Annotated in this window: 18 protein-coding genes and 1 pseudogene; 7 read left to right on the top strand and 12 right to left on the bottom strand. The window is 68.2% G+C overall.

The window, feature by feature from the left end; all coding sequences use genetic code 11:
- Nucleotides 1–21: 21 nt before the first annotated feature.
- On the bottom strand, nucleotides 22–759 hold the full coding sequence (hutC, locus tag KPB06_RS01185) for a histidine utilization repressor (RefSeq protein WP_059581643.1): 738 nt from the start codon (nucleotides 757–759) through the stop codon (nucleotides 22–24).
- A 31-nt stretch (nucleotides 760–790) separates the two neighbouring features.
- A complete protein-coding gene (locus KPB06_RS01180) occupies nucleotides 791–1,333 on the bottom strand; it encodes a helix-turn-helix domain-containing protein (protein WP_059581646.1) in 543 nt (180 codons plus the stop codon).
- Nucleotides 1,334–1,478: 145 nt separating this feature from the next.
- On the opposite strand from KPB06_RS01180, the gene KPB06_RS01175 reads away from it, so the two are divergent.
- From KPB06_RS01175 to KPB06_RS01165, 3 genes are read left to right on the top strand one after another with little or no spacing between them, the layout of a single operon-like run.
- Nucleotides 1,479–2,261, top strand: a complete 783-nt coding sequence (locus tag KPB06_RS01175; RefSeq protein WP_059581648.1) for an aldolase — start codon at nucleotides 1,479–1,481, stop codon at nucleotides 2,259–2,261.
- Between the two features lie 50 nt (nucleotides 2,262–2,311).
- Nucleotides 2,312–3,208 carry a dihydrodipicolinate synthase family protein gene (locus tag KPB06_RS01170; RefSeq protein WP_060011192.1) on the top strand — a complete coding sequence of 299 codons (897 nt, stop codon included), beginning with the start codon at nucleotides 2,312–2,314 and terminating at the stop codon, nucleotides 3,206–3,208.
- The gene (locus KPB06_RS01165) at nucleotides 3,205–3,909 is read left to right on the top strand and encodes an MOSC domain-containing protein (protein ID WP_059581660.1); all 705 of its coding nucleotides are present in this window, start codon (nucleotides 3,205–3,207) and stop codon (nucleotides 3,907–3,909) included. The genes KPB06_RS01170 and KPB06_RS01165 overlap by 4 nt, the downstream gene beginning before the upstream one ends.
- A gap of 17 nt (nucleotides 3,910–3,926) precedes the next feature.
- On the opposite strand, the gene KPB06_RS01160 is transcribed toward KPB06_RS01165, so the two are convergent.
- A complete protein-coding gene (locus KPB06_RS01160) occupies nucleotides 3,927–4,688 on the bottom strand; it encodes an SDR family oxidoreductase (protein WP_059581663.1) in 762 nt (253 codons plus the stop codon).
- 405 nt (nucleotides 4,689–5,093) lie between these two features.
- On the opposite strand from KPB06_RS01160, the gene KPB06_RS01155 reads away from it, so the two are divergent.
- A complete protein-coding gene (locus KPB06_RS01155; RefSeq protein ID WP_059582182.1) occupies nucleotides 5,094–5,801 on the top strand; it encodes a YceH family protein in 708 nt (235 codons plus the stop codon).
- Nucleotides 5,802–5,959: 158 nt separating this feature from the next.
- Here KPB06_RS01155 and KPB06_RS01150 read toward each other — a convergent pair whose 3' ends face one another.
- Nucleotides 5,960–6,514 carry a hypothetical protein gene (locus KPB06_RS01150; protein ID WP_059581666.1) on the bottom strand — a complete coding sequence of 185 codons (555 nt, stop codon included), beginning with the start codon at nucleotides 6,512–6,514 and terminating at the stop codon, nucleotides 5,960–5,962.
- Between the two features lie 352 nt (nucleotides 6,515–6,866).
- On the opposite strand from KPB06_RS01150, the gene KPB06_RS01145 reads away from it, so the two are divergent.
- On the top strand, nucleotides 6,867–7,997 hold the full coding sequence (locus tag KPB06_RS01145; protein WP_059581668.1) for a 3-deoxy-7-phosphoheptulonate synthase: 1,131 nt from the start codon (nucleotides 6,867–6,869) through the stop codon (nucleotides 7,995–7,997).
- Between the two features lie 388 nt (nucleotides 7,998–8,385).
- Complete coding sequence (locus tag KPB06_RS01140; RefSeq protein ID WP_059581669.1) at nucleotides 8,386–8,814, top strand: PRC-barrel domain-containing protein; 429 nt, start codon at nucleotides 8,386–8,388, stop codon at nucleotides 8,812–8,814.
- A gap of 61 nt (nucleotides 8,815–8,875) precedes the next feature.
- Here the strand turns inward: KPB06_RS01140 and KPB06_RS01135 are convergent, their stop codons facing one another.
- The 8 genes and pseudogenes from KPB06_RS01135 to KPB06_RS01100 all read right to left on the bottom strand — a co-directional run.
- The gene (locus tag KPB06_RS01135; RefSeq protein WP_104013299.1) at nucleotides 8,876–9,628 is read right to left on the bottom strand and encodes an SDR family NAD(P)-dependent oxidoreductase; all 753 of its coding nucleotides are present in this window, start codon (nucleotides 9,626–9,628) and stop codon (nucleotides 8,876–8,878) included.
- 40 nt (nucleotides 9,629–9,668) lie between these two features.
- Nucleotides 9,669–10,184 (bottom strand): Ohr family peroxiredoxin, encoded by a 516-nt coding sequence (locus KPB06_RS01130; protein ID WP_060968205.1) that lies wholly within the window; start codon nucleotides 10,182–10,184, stop codon nucleotides 9,669–9,671.
- 20 nt (nucleotides 10,185–10,204) lie between these two features.
- Nucleotides 10,205–10,960, bottom strand: coding sequence for an SDR family oxidoreductase (locus KPB06_RS01125; protein ID WP_104013300.1), 756 nt, complete (start codon nucleotides 10,958–10,960; stop codon nucleotides 10,205–10,207).
- Between the two features lie 205 nt (nucleotides 10,961–11,165).
- Nucleotides 11,166–12,179 carry a LysR family transcriptional regulator gene (locus tag KPB06_RS01120; RefSeq protein ID WP_099318062.1) on the bottom strand — a complete coding sequence of 338 codons (1,014 nt, stop codon included), beginning with the start codon at nucleotides 12,177–12,179 and terminating at the stop codon, nucleotides 11,166–11,168.
- 109 nt (nucleotides 12,180–12,288) lie between these two features.
- Entirely contained in the window at nucleotides 12,289–12,693 is a 405-nt protein-coding gene (locus KPB06_RS01115; RefSeq protein WP_059644407.1) for a cupin domain-containing protein, read from the bottom strand.
- Between the two features lie 73 nt (nucleotides 12,694–12,766).
- Entirely contained in the window at nucleotides 12,767–13,246 is a 480-nt protein-coding gene (locus KPB06_RS01110) for a carboxymuconolactone decarboxylase family protein (RefSeq protein ID WP_059581685.1), read from the bottom strand.
- 192 nt (nucleotides 13,247–13,438) lie between these two features.
- A complete protein-coding gene (locus KPB06_RS01105; protein WP_059581688.1) occupies nucleotides 13,439–14,323 on the bottom strand; it encodes an RNA polymerase sigma-70 factor in 885 nt (294 codons plus the stop codon).
- A gap of 77 nt (nucleotides 14,324–14,400) precedes the next feature.
- Nucleotides 14,401–14,793: pseudogene (locus tag KPB06_RS01100) on the bottom strand (diaminopimelate epimerase); the annotation flags it as partial.
- Nucleotides 14,794–15,062: 269 nt separating this feature from the next.
- On the opposite strand from KPB06_RS01100, the gene KPB06_RS01095 reads away from it, so the two are divergent.
- Complete coding sequence (locus KPB06_RS01095) at nucleotides 15,063–17,141, top strand: carbon starvation CstA family protein (protein ID WP_060011194.1); 2,079 nt, start codon at nucleotides 15,063–15,065, stop codon at nucleotides 17,139–17,141.
- The last annotated feature ends 12 nt before the right edge of the window (nucleotides 17,142–17,153 follow it).

The following is a 17,153-nucleotide window of genomic DNA, read 5'->3' as shown; positions in this document are numbered from 1 at the left end:
TCTGGGGCGTGCGACAAGCGATCAGGTCGGGTGGCGCCCCGCGCCCGGCTTGAAGCGCGACCCGAGCCGGTAGCGGTTGCCCGGATGCAGGAAGTGCACGAACGTGACGGGCAGCCCGTCGGTCCAGGTGCGGCGCGTGAGCGTGAGGCACGGCTCGTCGGCGCGCATGTCGAGCAGCCGCGCCTGTTCGCCGGTCGGCAGCGATGCGTCGACGACGTGCTCGATTTCCAATTCGTCGTGCGACACGTTGTTGTACAGATACTCGGACGGCGGCTCGGTCTGGAAATCCTGATCGATGAAGCCGGGCGCGGCGGCCGGGTTCACGTAGCGGTCCTCGAGCTGGATCGGGCGGCCGTTTTCCTCGTGCACGCACACCACGTGAAAGACCGGCGTGTTGACCGGCAGGCCGAACGCGGCCGCGACGTCGAACGACGCGGGCTCGCGCGACTGGCTGAGCACGCGGCAGCGGTACTCGTGGCCGCGCGCGCGAATCTCGTCGCGGATATGCGCGATCATCAGCAGGTTCGACTGCGGCTTCACCTCGGCGACGAAGGTGCCGACGCCCGCGATGCGCTTGAGCACGCCTTCCTCGGTCAGCTCGCGCAGCGCGCGGTTGACCGTCATGCGCGCGACGCCGAACTGCGCGGCGAGATCGAGCTCGGACGGAATGCGGTCGCCGGGGCGCCAGTCCCCGGACTCGACGTTCTGGCGAACGAGCGTCTTGATCTGCTGGAACGGTGCGGTGGCCTTGGTGACCATCGGAAGATCCTTGCGCGAAGAAGTGACGAGGCTAGTCGTCGTGGCTGACGATGACCAGGATCTCCGCCTGCGCGGTGCCGAGGCTGCGCGTGCGGTGCGGGATGAGCGCGTTGAAATAGACTGAATCGCCGGCCCTGAGTTGCACCGTCTCGTTCGGAAATTCGATTTCGACGCGGCCCTTGTGCACGAACAGGAATTCCTCGCCTTCGTGCTCGCGGAACGTCGACGCGACGAATTCGTGCGGCGGATGCACGACGAACGGCAGCATCTTCTTCGGCGCGACGCCGGCCGCGATGCTCTCGAAGCGGTGCGCATGGCTGTCGGCCGCCGCGCCCATCGCGGTGCGCTCGCCGGCGCGCGTGACCGTGATCAGCTCGCGGTTGCGGCTTTCCGAGAACAGTTGCTCGACGTCGACGTTCAGCGCCTTCGACAGCTTCAGCGCGACCGCGATCGACGGCATGCTCAGGCCGCGTTCGACCTTCGACAGGTAGCTCTTCGTGAGACCGGTTTCGTCGGCCAGCACGTCGAGCGTCCAGCCCTTCTGTTTTCTCAGCAGTTTCAGGCGAATCGTCATGGTGCGCCAGGTGTCCTTCGAAAAACCGATTGTAACGCATGACACAAAGTGTCATTAGGTGTATCGTGTGTCATTCGTATCGCGTGGGACACCCGGGAGACGGTCGCGAGCGGTGCGGCCGGCCCGGTTCATTCAGGAGGCGAACATGGCGGAAACGCTGAATTTGACGAAGGAAGCGCTGGTCGCGCTGGCGGAGCGGCGGCTCGAAAACGAGGTGGGCGACAGCGGCTGGTCCGCGCGGCAAAAGCTCGCGCTCACGTGCCGGATCTTGTTCGACGCGGGCCACGACTCGGGTCTGGCCGGGCAGATCACCTGCCGCGCGGACGCGGCCGGCACGTACTACACGCAGCGGCTCGGGCTCGGCTTCGACGAGATCTCGGCCGCGAACCTGCTGCGCGTCAACGAGGATCTCGACGTCGTCGACGGCGAAGGCATTCCGAACCCGGCCAACCGGTTCCATACGTGGATCTATCGCGAGCGCCCGGACGTGAACTGCATCATCCACACGCACCCGGCGCATGTCGCGGCGCTGTCTATGCTCGAGCAGCCGCTCGTGGTGTCGCACATGGACACCTGCCCGCTGTACGACGATTGCGCGTTCCTGAAGGACTGGCCGGGCGTGCCGGTCGGCAACGAGGAGGGCGAGATCATCTCGAACGCGCTGGGCGACAAGCGCGCGATCCTGCTCGCGCATCACGGCCAGCTCGTGGTCGGCAAGACGATCGAGGAGGCCTGCATCCTCGCGCTGCTGATCGAGCGCGCGGCGAAGCTGCAACTGCTCGCGATGTCGGCCGGCGAGATCAGGCCGGTACCGCCGGCGCTGGCGCGTGAAGCGCACGACTGGATCTCGAAGCCGAAACGCGATGCGGTGACGTTCGACTACTACGCGCGCCGCGCGTTGCGTACGCATCGGGATTGCGTCGCGTGAATCGGCGCATCGCTTCAACTCCGTCAGACCATCATTGAGGAATACCCATCGTGTCCATCCTGCTGAAAGGCATCATTGCCTACCCGGTCACGCCGTTCTCCGCCGACGGCGGCGTCGATCTCAAAGCGCTCGACGCGCTGATCGAACGCCTGATCGCCGACGGCGTTCACGCGATCGCGCCGTTGGGCAGCACCGGCGAAAGCGCGTACCTGTCCGACGCCGAATGGGAGGCCGTCGCCGCCGCGTCGATTGACGCGGTGCGCCGGCGCGTGCCGACCGTCGTCGGGATTTCCGATCTCACCACGGCGGGCGCGGTGCGCCGTGCCCGCTTCGCCGAACAGGCCGGCGCCGATGCGGTGATGGTGCTGCCGGTGTCGTACTGGAAGCTCGGCAACGACGAGATCGTCGCGCACTATCGCGCGATCGGCGACGCAATCGGCATCCCGGTCATGCTGTACAACAACCCGGCGACGAGCGGCGTCGACATGTCGCCCGACCTGATCGTGACGATCTGCCGGGCCGTCGACAACGTGACGATGGTCAAGGAAAGCACCGGCGACATCGGCCGGATGCATCGGCTCGCGCAATTGAGCGACGAGACGATCCCGTTCTACAACGGCAGCAATCCGATGGCGCTTGCCGCGCTGGCCGCCGGCGCGGCCGGATGGTGCACGGCCGCGCCGAACCTGAATGCCGCGTTGCCGCTCGCGTTGTTCGATGCGATGCGCGCAGGCGATCTCGCGCGCGCCAGATCGGTCTTTCACGCGCAGTTGCCGTTGCTGCAGTTCATCGTCAACGGCGGGTTGCCGGTGACCGTGAAGGCCGGGCTGAGGCTGCGCGGCTTCGACGCGGGCGAACCGAGGCGGCCGCTGCTGCCGCTCGGCGAGGCACGCACGCGCGAGCTCGAGCGCCTGCTCGCGACGCTGCCGGACGGTGTGGCGGCATGAGCGACGGCGCACGGCCGGCGATCGCGGTCGCCATCGGCGCGGTGCGGATCGGCGCGAGCCGGCCGCTTGCCGGCACACCGCACGCGAGCGCGATCGACAAGCAGCCGACGGAGGCGCGTCTGTGGCTGGGCGCGCTCGGGTTTGCCGGCGACGCGCAGGCCGATACGCGGCATCACGGCGGCCCCGACAAGGCCGTCCACCACTATGCGCACGATCACTATGCGTGGTGGGCCGCGCAGATCGGCGCGCGCGACGTGCTCGCCCGGCCGGGTGCGTTCGGCGAGAACCTGTCGACGCGCGGCATCACCGAGCACGACGTGTGTCTCGGCGACGTGTTCACGCTGGGCGGCGCGGTGCTTCAGGTCTCGCAGTCGCGACAGCCGTGCTGGAAGCTCAACGCGCGCTTCGATCATCCGCGCATGGCGGCGCTCGTGCAGCAAAGCGGCCGGACCGGCTGGTATTACCGCGTGCTGCAGGAAGGCTGGGTCGCGCCGGGCGATGTGCTGGCGCTGCTTGAGCGCCGCTACCCGCAATGGCCGCTGTCGGCGGTGCTCGACGTGCTGTATCGGCGCACGCTCGACATGGCGGCGCTCGATGCGCTGTGCGACGTGCCGTTGCTGCCGCCCGGCTGGCGCAAGATGCTCGACAGGCGCCGCACGGAGCGGCAGGTCGAAGACTGGACGAAGCGGCTCGAGGGATGACGGGCCGCGTCCGCCGCTTACGTCGTCGGCAGGTTGCGCACGTCGGCCGTCGGCTCGGCACCGAATGCGTCGCTCAGCGCATAGCCGATCAGTTGTCGGGCGGTCGCTTCGGGCGTGGCGAGCGCACCGCTCGACTTCAACTGGTCGAATTTCCCGCGCATCGGGAAGCGATCTTCGCCGGTCGCGCGGATCGTGGCCTGCATGCCCGTATCGACGACGCCCGGCGCGACGCTGCAGATGCGCAGCGCGCCGTTCGCATCGAGCGCGACGGCGCGCGCATGGTGATCGAGCGCGGCCTTGGTCGCGCAGTAGACGCTCCAGCCCGCATACGCGTTGCGGGCCGCGCCGCTCGACAGGTGCACGATCCGGCATTCGGTCGACGCCGATGCGGCTTGCACGAGCGCGGCCGACAGCATCAGCGGCGCGGCGACGTTCAGCCCGACCGCGCGGGCGACGATCGTCGGGTCCTGCGCGGCGAGCGGGCCGATCGGATCGACGATGCCCGCGTTGTTGAACAGCAGCACGAGCGACGCGCCGTCGACGAAGCCGCGCAGCGTGTCGCCGGCCAGCCAGGTGGCGACGGCCGTCGTGTCCGACAGATCGAGTTCGACTTCGGCGAAGCGGTCGCCGGCTTGCGACGCGAGCGACGGATGACGGCCGCGCGACACGCCGAGCACGACGATGCCTTCCTGCAGCAGTTGTTCGGCGAGCGCCGCGCCGACGCCGCGTGTGTGTCCGGTGACGATGGCGCGCACGTGTGCGGAAGAAGATGCAGTCATGGTGGTGAACCGGTGAGGGGGTGAGCAGGAGTGACGAGCGGCGCGCGGCACGGCGTCGGCGCGTTCGGCGAGTCATGCGTGGTGTGGCGTGCGAAGACGGTCGCGCGCGGCGCCGCGGGTATCGGGATGAACGCATATCGTAGCGCCGGCATGTGCATCGCGCAAACGCCCGGGCGCGCGTGGACGATGAATCGGCGGTGCGGCGCGCGCATGCATCGCCGCGTGGCGCCGCGTGCCATCGGGCGCACCGCCACGTCCGACGAAAGCCCGCTGCGGCAAGTGCGCACGCCGGGGCGGCGAGCGGCACCGGGACACGCGCCGCGAGCTATCATATGGCTCGCCCGTGCGCGATGCCGCGCGGGCCGCGACCGTTCCCTTCACCTGCTGCACGCTGCGACGCCACCCATGAACACCACGCCGGATACGCCCACGCCCCGCGCCCTTCGCGAACTCACGCCCCTCGAGGCCCGCATTCTCGGCGTGCTCGTCGAGAAACAGCACACGGTGCCGGATACCTATCCGCTGTCGCTGAACGCGCTGACCGCCGGCTGCAACCAGAAAACCGCGCGCTCGCCCGTGATGAACGTGAGCGAGGACGAAGTCACGACCGCGCTCGACGGGCTGAAGCACCTGAGCCTCGTGATGGAAGGCAGCAGCAGCCGCGTGCCGCGCTTCGAGCACAACATGAACCGCGTGCTCGGCATCCCGAGCCAGGCGATCGCGCTGCTGACGATCCTGCTGCTGCGCGGCCCGCAGACGGCCGCGGAGTTGCGCCTGAACAGCGCGCGCCTGCACGGCTTCGCGGATATCTCGTCGGTCGAGGCGTTCCTCGACGAACTCGCGGCGCGCGCGCAGCCGCTCGTCGTCCGCCTGCCGCGTGCACCGGGCGCGCGCGAGAACCGCTGGATGCACCTGATGTGCGGCGAAGTGAACATGGCCGACTTCGCGAGCGCGGATGCCGGCGGCGCGGATTCGGTGCCGCCTTCCGAATTCGAAGCGCTGAAGGCCGAGCAGAAGCGCCTGGCGGACGAAGTGGCGCGACTGAATGCGCTGGTTCGGCGGATGGCGAGCGAACTCGGCATCGACGCCGACGCGCCGGGCGACGCAGGCTGATCGTCTGCCGATGCGATGACGGCGGGGCGTGCGCACCGCCGCGTTACTTCAGCTTGACGCCGGGGACGAGGTAGCGACACGCGCTTCGGATCAACGGGCGCATCACGGGCGACAACAGGATGGTTTTCATGACGGTGCGTGAATGATGAAGATGCATGTCAACCGACACTGATCCGCGTCGCGCCGGCATCGACGAGCCGGAACAGCAGATCCTCGACGGCCGTCTCCGGCGCGGAACCGAGATCCGCGTGGATGCGCCAGCCCTGTTCCGTGCGAACCGGTTCCGACAGGTAGTGAACGATACCGTGCAATCCATCCTCGGCTGGCGTGTTCTCGTCGTCCCCGTCGAACCACGCGAGGAACCACGTCTTGAAGGCATCGTTGGCAGCGGTTTCGTCGAGACCGTCGGCTTCGACCGCGGCCCAGTCCCAGACGAACGGGCGGATCGACACGGCCGCCGTTTCGAGCTCGAACGCGAACGGCTCGAAATCCAGTTGCGTGGCCGAGTCGACCATCGCGGGCTCGCCGGCCGATTCGCCTTCGGCGGCGATGGTATCGGCGCGGCACGGCAGCGCGAGCGGACCTTCGGTGGCCAGCGTGCCATCGTCCCGCCGGTAGGCCGGTTCGACGACGACTGCCGGTTGCGTGGCTGCTTTCGCGAGCAGATCGGCATAGGGTTGGCGGATGGCGCGGAGCAATTCGGAAACGGTCATCGTGATGTGTCGGTCGGGCAGGGAACGCGTGGTCGCAGGCAAGTGGTACGCGAAGCGGCGGACGTCACCCGACGGGCCGCTTCGCTACCGGACAATTGCGATCGTACGGTACTTCGCCCGCACGCGAACACTCGGCCGAACGGCCGGGCCGCTTGCTGGTCACCACGCCGCGCAACGCGGCGAACCGCGGGCGAACCCTTGCGACACGCCTTTTTTGCCTCGTTTTGACGTCGGCCGCATTCCCGCGGCGGCGCTCGCCCGCCTTCCCCTGCCGCAAGCCGCTACCGTTTCGCGCGAGTGCCATAATCGAGCCTGCCCATCATTCCAGACAGACGTCCCCCGGAGAATCACCATGCAGAACCTCGACAATCCTTCCCACGATCGCGAGGTAGGCAGCGCCGACGCGACGCAGGACACCACGCGCATCGACGACGTGCGCATCGGCGCGGTGCGCCCGCTGATTTCGCCCGCGCTGCTGCTCGACGAACTGCCGGTGCCGGCCGCCACGCAGACGCTCGTCGAAGACACGCGCCGCGCGATCGGCGACATCCTGCACGGCCGCGACGACCGCCTGCTGCTCGTCGTCGGCCCGTGCTCGATCCACGATCACGACCAGGCGCTCGATTACGCACGCCGGCTGAAGGCGGCCGCCGACGCGTTGAAGGACGACCTGCTGATCACGATGCGCGTCTACTTCGAGAAGCCGCGCACGACGGTCGGCTGGAAGGGCTACATCAACGATCCGCGCCTGGATGGCAGCTTCCGCATCAACGAAGGGCTGCGCGCCGCGCGGCAACTGTTGCTCGACATCAACGCGCTCGGCCTGCCGGCGTCGACCGAATTCCTCGACCTGCTGAGCCCGCAGTACATCGCCGACCTGATCGCGTGGGGCGCGATCGGCGCGCGCACCACCGAGAGCCAGAGCCACCGTCAGCTGGCGTCGGGGCTGAGCTGCCCGATCGGTTTCAAGAACGGCACCGACGGCGGCGTGCAGGTCGCGTCGGACGCGATCGTCGCCGCGGCCGCGAGCCATGCGTTCATGGGGATGACGAAGATGGGGATGGCCGCGATCTTCGAGACGCGCGGCAACGACGATGCGCACGTGATCCTGCGCGGCGGCAAGAACGGGCCGAACTACGACGCCGAGCACGTCGAAGCAAGCTGCGCGGTGCTGCGCAAGGCCGGATTGCGCGAACAGGTGATGGTCGATTGCTCGCATGCGAACTCGAACAAGTCGCACGAGCGGCAGATCGAGGTGGCGCAGGATCTCGCGCGGCAGTTGGGGCAGGGCGAGCATCGGATCGTCGGCGTGATGGTGGAGAGCCATCTCGAAGCCGGCCGACAGGACCTGAAGCCCGGCGTGCCGCTCAAGTACGGCGTGTCGATCACCGATGCGTGCCTGAGCTGGACGCAGACGGAGCCTGTGCTCGACGTGCTGGCCGACGCCGTGCGGCACCGGCGAACGTATTCGCGCAATGCGTGACGCCGCGTGGTCCGATGCGCCGCGAAGGCCGGGTATGCGTTTCGTGAGGTTGTCCCGATCGGCAGGCCGCGGCGCCATTTTTCGGGGCCGCTCGCTCCACTTGTCCGCACGATCGTTGATCCGGATCCGGCTTGCCCCATCTGCCGTGTTGCATCGTGAACGCACGATCCGGCGAATGCCGCTACCATGAAAGACGTGTTGCTCGCCGCAGTCCGGCCACGCCGGTCCGCCACGCACACGCGCAGTGGCGGTGCGGCCGGCCGTCACGCGACCGACGAAGCGCGGGACGGCCATCCGCGGGACGGCCATCCGCGGGGTGCCCACCGATCAGCCGTTGCGCCCGCTTCGCGCCCGGAATCCACAACAACCGCACCGGAGTGCATGAAACATGAAGTTCTACAAGACCCTCATCGCAGCAACCGTCCTCGCCTCGAGCGTCAGCGCGCACGCGCAGATCGCGGGCGCGCAGCCGATCAGCGTGACCGTCGAGCAGTCGCAGGCGCTGCTCGAAGGCTGGAGCGTGAAGAAGAGCGTGCTCGGCAAGACCGTATACAACGACGACAACCAGAAGGTCGGCAAGGTGCGCGACCTGATCGTCGCGCCGGACGGCTCGGTGTCCGCCGCGATCGTGTCGGCCGGCGGCTTCCTCGGCGTGGCCGCGCATGACGTCGCGGTGCCGATCGCGTCGCTCGACGTGCGCAACGGCAACATCTACCTGCCCGGCGCGACGAAGGAGGCGCTGAAGGCCACGCCGGCGTTCCAGTACGCGAAGGTGCCGTCGCCGCCGAAGCCGAAGAAGGTCGACGAAAAGCACTGATCCTCCATCTCGCGCGTCACGCGTCGCCCGTCGCGACGGGTGACGCGCGTTCCGGCGACGGTCAGGTTGCGTCGAGCCCGCCGTCGACCGTGATTACCTGCCCCGTCATCCATGCCGCCTGCGGCGACGCGAGCGACACGATCCAGCTCGCGACGTCCGCGGGCTCGCCACGCCGGCCGAGCGGAATGCGCGCGCGCTCCTGCGCCTTGATCGCTTCGATGTCGGTTTCCGACAGCTTCATCCGTTCCGACAGGAAGTCCGTTTCCGTCGGGCCCGCCGCAACGGCGTTCACGCGCACGCCCGCCGATGCGAGCTCGAGCGCCCAGCAGCGCGTCAGATGCTCGAGCGCGGCCTTGCTCGCCGCATAGTGCGACAACAGCGCCGCTGCCTTGTGTCCGAACGTGCTCGACACGTTGACGATGCTGCCGCGCGCCGCTTTCAGATGCGGCAGCGCGGCAGTCGCGAGCATCGACGGCCCGAGCGTATTGACGCGGAAGATCGCGCTGATCGCGTCGAAGGTCGCCGACTCGAGCGGCAGGATCGCTCCCGCGCCCGCATTGTTGACCAGCACGTCGAGCCGCCCCGCCAGTGCGACCGTTTCGTCGATCGTGCGCGTGGCGTCGGCCGGATTGCCGGCGTCCGCGACCACGTAGTCGATGCCCGGCGCGCTGCGCGCGGCGGCGGAAAGCGCCTCTTCGCGGCGGCCCGTGATGACGACGCGCGCCCCTTCGCGTGCGAACGCGACGGCCGCCGCCAGCCCGATGCCGGCGCCGCCGCCGGTAATGAGGACCACCTTGTTGTCGAATGACTGCATGACTCCCTCGTGAAGACGATGGGTGGAACGTTCACGCCGTCTAGCGTTCGGGCGCATCGTCCGCCGGCGCAAGCGCCACGATGTGGCTGATGCCCTCGTGCGCCATCTTCGTATACGGACAGAAACGCTCCGTATTGCGGACGAGTTCTTCCGCCAACGTGCGTTCGACGCCCGGCAGCCGCACGCGAATGTTCGCGTTCAGCATGAACAACCCGTCCATCGGATCGCGGCAGAAGTCGATCGATGCGGACACCGACGCGCCGGCGATCGCTACGCCCGCCCGTGCGGCCAGCAGGCTCAGCGCGCCGTGAAAACACGCCGCATAGCTCGCGGCGAACAGTTGCTCCGGGTTCGGGCCGTCGCCGGGCCCGCCCAGCGCGGACGGCAGGCGCAGCGCGACATCCAGGCGCCCGTCGTCGGAACGCGCGACGCCCGATGCGCGGCCGTGCTCGGCCTCGCCGCCCGTGACGGTGACCGTCGTCGAGTACAGCGTCTGCGGTTCTCGGCCGCGATACCGGTCGAGCAGCGACAGCGGCGGCGGGCGCAGTGGCGTCATGGTGTGCGATCCGGCGGTGGTCAGCGCGCGAGCGCGTGCTGCCGGAACCACGCGTCGAAGGTCGTCGCGCCGAGGCGCGCGCCGGGCGCCGGCACGAGCGTGTCGTCCTGCAGCACCGCGCCGAAGTAGCCGGCGCCCGCATCCCGCGTCACCGTGCGCGCGTCGTGCGTGGCCGACAGGAAACGTTCGACCAGATCGGCGATCCGCACGCGCTCGGGGCCGCCGATCTCGACGATGCCGTTGCGCGGCGCATCGAGCGCGAAATCGGTCACGGCGGCCGCGACGTCGTCCGACGCGATCGGCTGGAAGTGCGCGGTGGTCAAGCGGACCGTGTCGCCTTGCGCGCCAGCCTGCGCGATCGCGCCGACGAATTCGAAGAACTGCGTCGAGCGCACGATCGTGTACGGCACGCCCGCTTCGCGGATAAGGTTTTCCTGAACGATCTTGCCGCGGAAATACGCGCTCTGTTGCAACCGGTCGGTGCCGACCACCGACAACGCGACGTGATGGCGCACGCCGGCCGCACGCTCCGCGGCGAACAGGTTGCGTCCCGACGCCTCGAAGAATGCCTTCACGGCCGCTTCCTCGAACGACGGCGAATTCGCGAGATCGACCACGACCTCCGCGCCGGCGAGCGCGTCGTCCAGCCCCGCACCCGTGATCGTATCGACGCCCGTCGACGGCGCTGCCGCCACCGCGTCGTGGCCGCGTGCGATCAGGTTCCTGACGACCTTGCTGCCGATGAGGCCGGTACCACCAATGACGACGATCTTCACGATTGCTCTCCTTGAACGGGCGCGCGACATGCGCGCCGCTTGAACCTGCCGAAACCGGCGCCGATCGCGTTCGCGCGATCGGGCCGCCGCCTTGCCGAGCGGCGCCGCGCCGTATGCGCGTGCCTGCCGAACAGCCCGCATCGTAGGCATGCGCCGCGCGATCCGCCAGTGTCCTGCAAGCCCTCACCATGTTGCCGCGAATGCATCAATCGACCGCCTCCAGCGGCGCCGTCGTCGTCATGGTCGTCATCGTCGTCGGGCACTGCAGCTCGCGCGCACGCGTCTGTTCGATCATGTAGTCGATGAACACGCGGATCCGCGTGGGCAGGTGCTTGCGGCTCAGGTAACAGAGATAGTGGCCGCCGTCGTCCGGCGCGTGCTGGCCGAGACAGCTCACCAGCCGGCCGTCGGCGAGCAGGTCGCACACCTGGTACGCGGGCAACTGCGCGATGCCGAGCCCGTCGAGCGCCGCCTGCACGACGAGATCGATGTCGTTGAACGTGTGATGCGCGGCGATCTGGCGCTGCTGCGTCACGCCGTCGATCCTGAATTCCCATTCCGTCACGCGGCCCGATGCGGTGCGCAGGTTGATGCAGCGATGCCGCTCGAGATCGTCGACGTGGCGCGGCAAGCCGTGCTGATGCGCGTACGACGGCGACGCGCAGACGATCATCTGCATCGGAATCAGCCGGCGCGCGACGATCGCGCTGTCCTCCATGCGGCCGTCGCGAAACGCGACGTCGATGCGGTCGGCGGAGAAATCGACGGGCCGGTCGTTCAGCAGCAGTTCGAGCGTGATGTCCGGATACTGCGCATGGAAGTCGCGCAGCAGCGGCGCGATGACCTTGCGGCCGAAGCCCGGCGTCGCGCCGATGCGCAGGTGCCCGCTGGGCGGCCCGCTGCGCAGCTCGCGCATGTCCTCGAGCGCCTGCGCCAGATGCTCGATGCCGGGCCGGCAGTTTTCGTAGAAAAGCTCGCCTTCGCGCGTCAGCGACATGCTGCGGGTGGTGCGCTGGAACAGGCGTGCGTCGAGCCGGTCCTCGAGCCGCTGCACGTGGCGGCTGACCGACGAGCGGCCGACGCCGAGGCGGTCGGCGGCGCGCGCGAAGCTGCCCTCGGTGACGACGGCCAGGAACGTGACCACGCCGGCATAGCAGGTCGAGAAGCTGCGCGCGAACGGGTCGTCGGCATCGGGGCGGCGGATGGAGGTGTCGGGCATGGTGGCGCTGGAATCGTGGTGTCCGTATGCGACTAGACGTTTCAGCGCTGCCGCCTGTGACACCGCCCGCCGCATTTTTTCAAAAAGGTCGCGGCGGCGTGCGAGCCGGCTATTTTTCCGGCACGAGCACGGGCGCGCCCTTGTCCTTCAACAGCAGCACGATGAACTTCGCGGGCCGGGTCTGGCTCGCGTTGCGTCCGACCGTGTGCAGGTCGTTCGGGCCCTCGTAGAAGGTCTGGCCCGGTTTCAGCGTGACGGGCTCGCCGCCCTTCACCTGCATCACGATCGAGCCTTCGACGACATAGACGAACGCGTCGGCGTGGTGGCGGTGAACCGGGTCGACCGCGCCGGGCGGGTATTCGACCGAGATCATCTGGGCTTCCTTGCCCGGATAGTCGTCGAGGGGCTTCGTCATCAGCGTCGTGACGATGGCCGAGGGCGCCGCATGGGCGGCGCCGGCGGTGGCGGCCGCGACCAGGAGCGCGGATGCGACGGCATGTTTCAAGCGAATCATGGGATGTATTCCAGTGACCGCCGCCGGCAGGCCGCCGGCGGCGAAGAAGGGCGCCCGCGGCCGGGCGAGGGCGTCAGGCGAGATTGGCCTTGTCGAGGCCGTAAGCCTTGTCGGCCGAACCCGGAGCGGTGCGGAACGCCACGTTCGCGCGGTTCCAGCCGTTGATCGCCATCACTTCGAACGTCAGGTCCGACAATTCCTTCTCGGAGAACTGGCCGCGCACGCGATCGTAGACATCGTCCGGCACGCCGTGCTCGGGGAGTTTCGTCAGTATTTCGGTCCAGGCCAGCGCGGCCCGCTCGCGCGGCGAGAACAGCGTCGATTCGCGCCACGTCGCCAGATGGTGCAGGCGCAGCTCGCGCTCGCCGTGAAGGCGCGCTTCCTTCACGTGCATGTCGAGGCAGAACGCGCAGCCGTTGAGCTGCGACGCACGGGCCGACACGAGATCGCGGATCGATTCCTCGATCGCGCTGCCGCGCAGCAAATTGCTGAGTTCGAGGAACTGCTTGAACAGCTCGGGCGATTGATGCATGTAGTTGAGACGCTGCGTCATGATTTCTCCTGGCGACGAAGAGGCTGGCCCGCGTGGTGCGGGTGTCGTGGGCGGCAGGGCGCCGCGCGAAATCATCTTAGGAGGGTGCGCCGGTACGCGGTAGCCACGCACAGGGACGCATCGTGTTGCGCGCGCTGCATCAATCCGGGCTCGACGGCGGGCGCGGCCGGTTCCGGCGCGGGGACGCGCGCGTCAGCCGGCCGCGCAGGCGGCCGCGATCCGCGCGAGCTTGTCGGGGTTGCGCTGCACGAGAATCCGGCCGATGCGCGCGCCGTCGGTCTCGAACGACATCGCCGCTTCGAGTTGCCCTGCGATGAAGCGCAGCATCGCCCATTCGCCGTTCAGCACGACCGGCCGCATCTCGACACCGCTGCCGCAGCGCAACCACGTCGCATAGAACAGTTGAGCGATACGGCGACCGCCGACCAGCGGTTTCGGGAAACTCTGAACCTTGCCGCCGCCATCGCCGATCAGCATCGCGTCTTCGGCGAGGAGCGCCTGGATCGACGGGAAATCGCCTTGCGCGAGCGCGTGCGAAAAGCTCTGCAGCAATTGCCGGTGCTTTTCGCGCGGCACGACGTGGCGCGGCCTGTCGTCGTCGCGCAACTGGGCCTTCGCGCGGCTGACGAGCTGCCGGCACGCGGCTTCGGATTTGCCGATTGCGTCGGCAATCTCGTCGTAGTCGGCATCGAACACTTCGCGCAGCAGGAAGGCCGCGCGCGCTTCCGGCGTCAGCCGTTCGAGCAGCAGCAAGTACGCGACCGATACGTCGTTCGCGCGCTCGGTCATTTCCTCCGGCGTGGCAGGCGATTCGCCGAGCTCCGGCTCGGGCAGCCAGATGCCCGTGTAGTGCTCGCGCCGGAGCTTCGCCGCGCGCAGGCGGTCGATCGACGTCCGCGTCGTGACCGCGACGAGCCAGGCCTCGGCGTTCTCGATGCGCTCGCGCGCCGCGTCGTGCCAGCGCAGCCACACGTCCTGCACGATGTCCTCGGCGTCCGCGATCGAGCCGAGCATCCGGTACGCGATCTTCTGCAGGCGCGGGCGCAACGCGTGAAAGGTTTGTGCGTCGTCGGTCATCACAGCCACGCCCCGTTGAACCCGAATGTCACGGGCCCGCTCAGGAACACGCTGCCGGCGTCGTTCCATCGAACCGTCACGTCCTGCCAGCCGAGCCGCGGCGCGCCCATTTCGACCTCGATCAACCCGTCTGTATCGTGGGAACAGTGCAGGCGCCCGCGATTCGTGCGCAGCACGACCGACGCCGCGCCGGTTCCCCGCATCAGCTTTTTCCACGCGACACCGCGCGTCGCGCTGCCGCAGGTATCGAGCGCCGAGCCGTCGGGGTTCCGGAACGCGACGCGGGCGGCTGCATCGTCGCAATCCGACCCAACCGCGAGCGGGTTGGAGCCGACGCCGCGATGCCGACCGCCGATGCGTCGCACGAGGTCGCGATCGACGCGATGCGCGGGATCGTGCCCTTGACCACGCAGGTCGACGATGACGAAGTCATCGCCATTCGCGTTCATCTTCTGAAATGCAATCGGCATGGCGGTTCCGGAATGGGGGCAGGCAAATACTGTACGTGGCTCGCCGGCCGGGAGCAATCGTGGCCTGACGGCGGGCATATGACAGCAACTACGTAATTCTACGTAGATCCTCATACGTAGTTATCCGCTTGTAAGCGGCCCCCGTCGCGCGGAATACTACGGCCCATCGCCGCGGCTTCTGCGAGGCTGCGGCACGACGCATCGACGTCACGCGGGTTCGGCTTTCGGGCCGCATCCACTCAAAAACACATTGGAGACCAGGAGACGCCATGAATCGGGCTTCCAGTACCCTGCTCTGGATCGCGGTCGCGCTGCTCGGCGCGTTCGCATTCGGCACGATCGCACTCGCGCACGGCGAGCGCGTCAGTGCCCTCTGGATCGTGATCGCCGCAGTCTGCGTGTATCTGATCGCGTATCGCTTCTACAGCCGTTTCATCGCCAGCAAGGTCATGCAGCTCGACGGGCTGCGGATGACGCCGGCGGTCAAGTACAACGACGGCCTCGACTACGTGCCGACCAACAAGTACGTGCTGTTCGGCCATCACTTCGCCGCGATCGCCGGCGCCGGGCCGCTGGTCGGCCCCGTGCTCGCCGCGCAGATGGGCTATACGCCCGGCATGCTGTGGATCCTGGCCGGCGTCGTGTTCGCGGGCGCCGTGCAGGACTTCATCGTGCTGTTCATCTCGACGCGCCGCGACGGCCGCTCGCTCGGCGACCTCGTCAAGATGGAACTCGGCACGGTGCCCGGCGTGATCGCGCTGTTCGGCGCGTTCCTGATCATGGTGATCATCCTCGCGGTGCTCGCGCTGATCGTCGTGAAGGCGCTGACGAATTCGCCGTGGGGCACGTTCACCGTCGCCGCGACGATTCCGATCGCGCTGTTCATGGGCGTCTACACGCGCTACATCCGCCCGGGCCGCATCGGCGAAGTGTCGATCATCGGCTTCATCGGGCTGATGGCGGCGATCGCGTTCGGCCAGAACGTGGCCGCCTCGCCCACGGTTGCCGCATGGTTCACGTTCAGCGGCACGCAGCTCACGTGGATTCTCATCGGCTACGGCTTCGTCGCATCGGTGCTGCCGGTGTGGCTGCTGCTCGCGCCGCGCGACTACCTGTCGACGTTCCTGAAGATCGGCACGATCCTCGGCCTCGCGATCGGCATCCTGGTCGTCGCACCGGAACTGAAGATGCCCGCGCTGACGAAGTTCGTCGACGGCACGGGCCCGGTGTGGTCGGGCAACCTGTTCCCGTTCCTGTTCATCACGATCGCGTGCGGCGCCGTATCGGGCTTCCACGCGCTGATCTCGTCGGGCACGACGCCGAAGCTGATCGACAACGAAACCAACGCGCGCTTCATCGGTTACGGCGCGATGCTGATGGAATCGTTCGTCGCGATCATGGCGCTGGTCGCCGCGTGCGTGATTGAGCCGGGCATCTACTTCGCGATGAACGCGCCGGCGGCCGTGCTCGGCTCGACGCCGGAAGCGGTCGCGAACACCGTCACGCAATGGGGCTTCGTGCTGACGCCCGACATGCTCACGCAAACCGCGAAGGCCGTCGGCGAAACGACGATCATCGCGCGCGCGGGCGGCGCGCCGACGCTGGCCGTCGGCATGGCGCACATCCTGCACCAGGTGATCGGCGGCGAAGCGATGATGGCGTTCTGGTATCACTTCGCGATCCTGTTCGAGGCGCTGTTCATCCTGACGGCCGTCGACGCGGGCACGCGTGCGGGCCGCTTCATGCTGCAGGATCTGCTCGGCACGTTCCACCCGGCGCTCAAGCGCACCGAGTCGCTGCCCGCGAACCTGGTCGCCACCGGGCTGTGCGTGGCCGCGTGGGGCTACTTCCTGTACCAGGGCGTGGTCGATCCGCTCGGCGGCATCAACACGCTGTGGCCGCTGTTCGGCATCTCCAACCAGATGCTCGCCGCGATCGCGCTGGTGCTCGGCACCGTCGTGCTGTTCAAGATGAAGCGCGAGCGCTATGCGTGGGTGACGATCGTGCCGACCGCGTGGCTCCTGATCTGCACGCTGACGGCCGGCTGGCAGAAGATTTTCGACGCGAACCCGAAGGTCAGCTTCCTCGCGCACGCCGCGAAGCTGCAGGCCGCGGTGGACGAAGGCAAGGTGCTCGCGCCGGCGAAGTCGATCGCGCAGATGAAGCGGATCATCTTCAACGACTACATCGATGCGGCGCTGGCCGGGCTGTTCATCTTCGTCGTCGTGAGCATCGCGGTGTACGGCCTGCTCGCCGTGCTGCGCGCGCGCCGCGAATCGAAGCCGACCGTGCGCGAGACGCCGTACGAAGCGATGCCGGCCACGCAGGCGCTCGGCAGCGGACGATAACGGGAGGCCGCG

It is taken from the genome of Burkholderia semiarida (assembly GCF_029268935.1).
Taxonomy (GTDB): Bacteria; Pseudomonadota; Gammaproteobacteria; order Burkholderiales; family Burkholderiaceae; genus Burkholderia; species Burkholderia semiarida.
The sequence above is the reverse complement of the archived record's forward strand: the minus strand, read 5'-3'. Positions and strand labels throughout refer to the sequence as shown.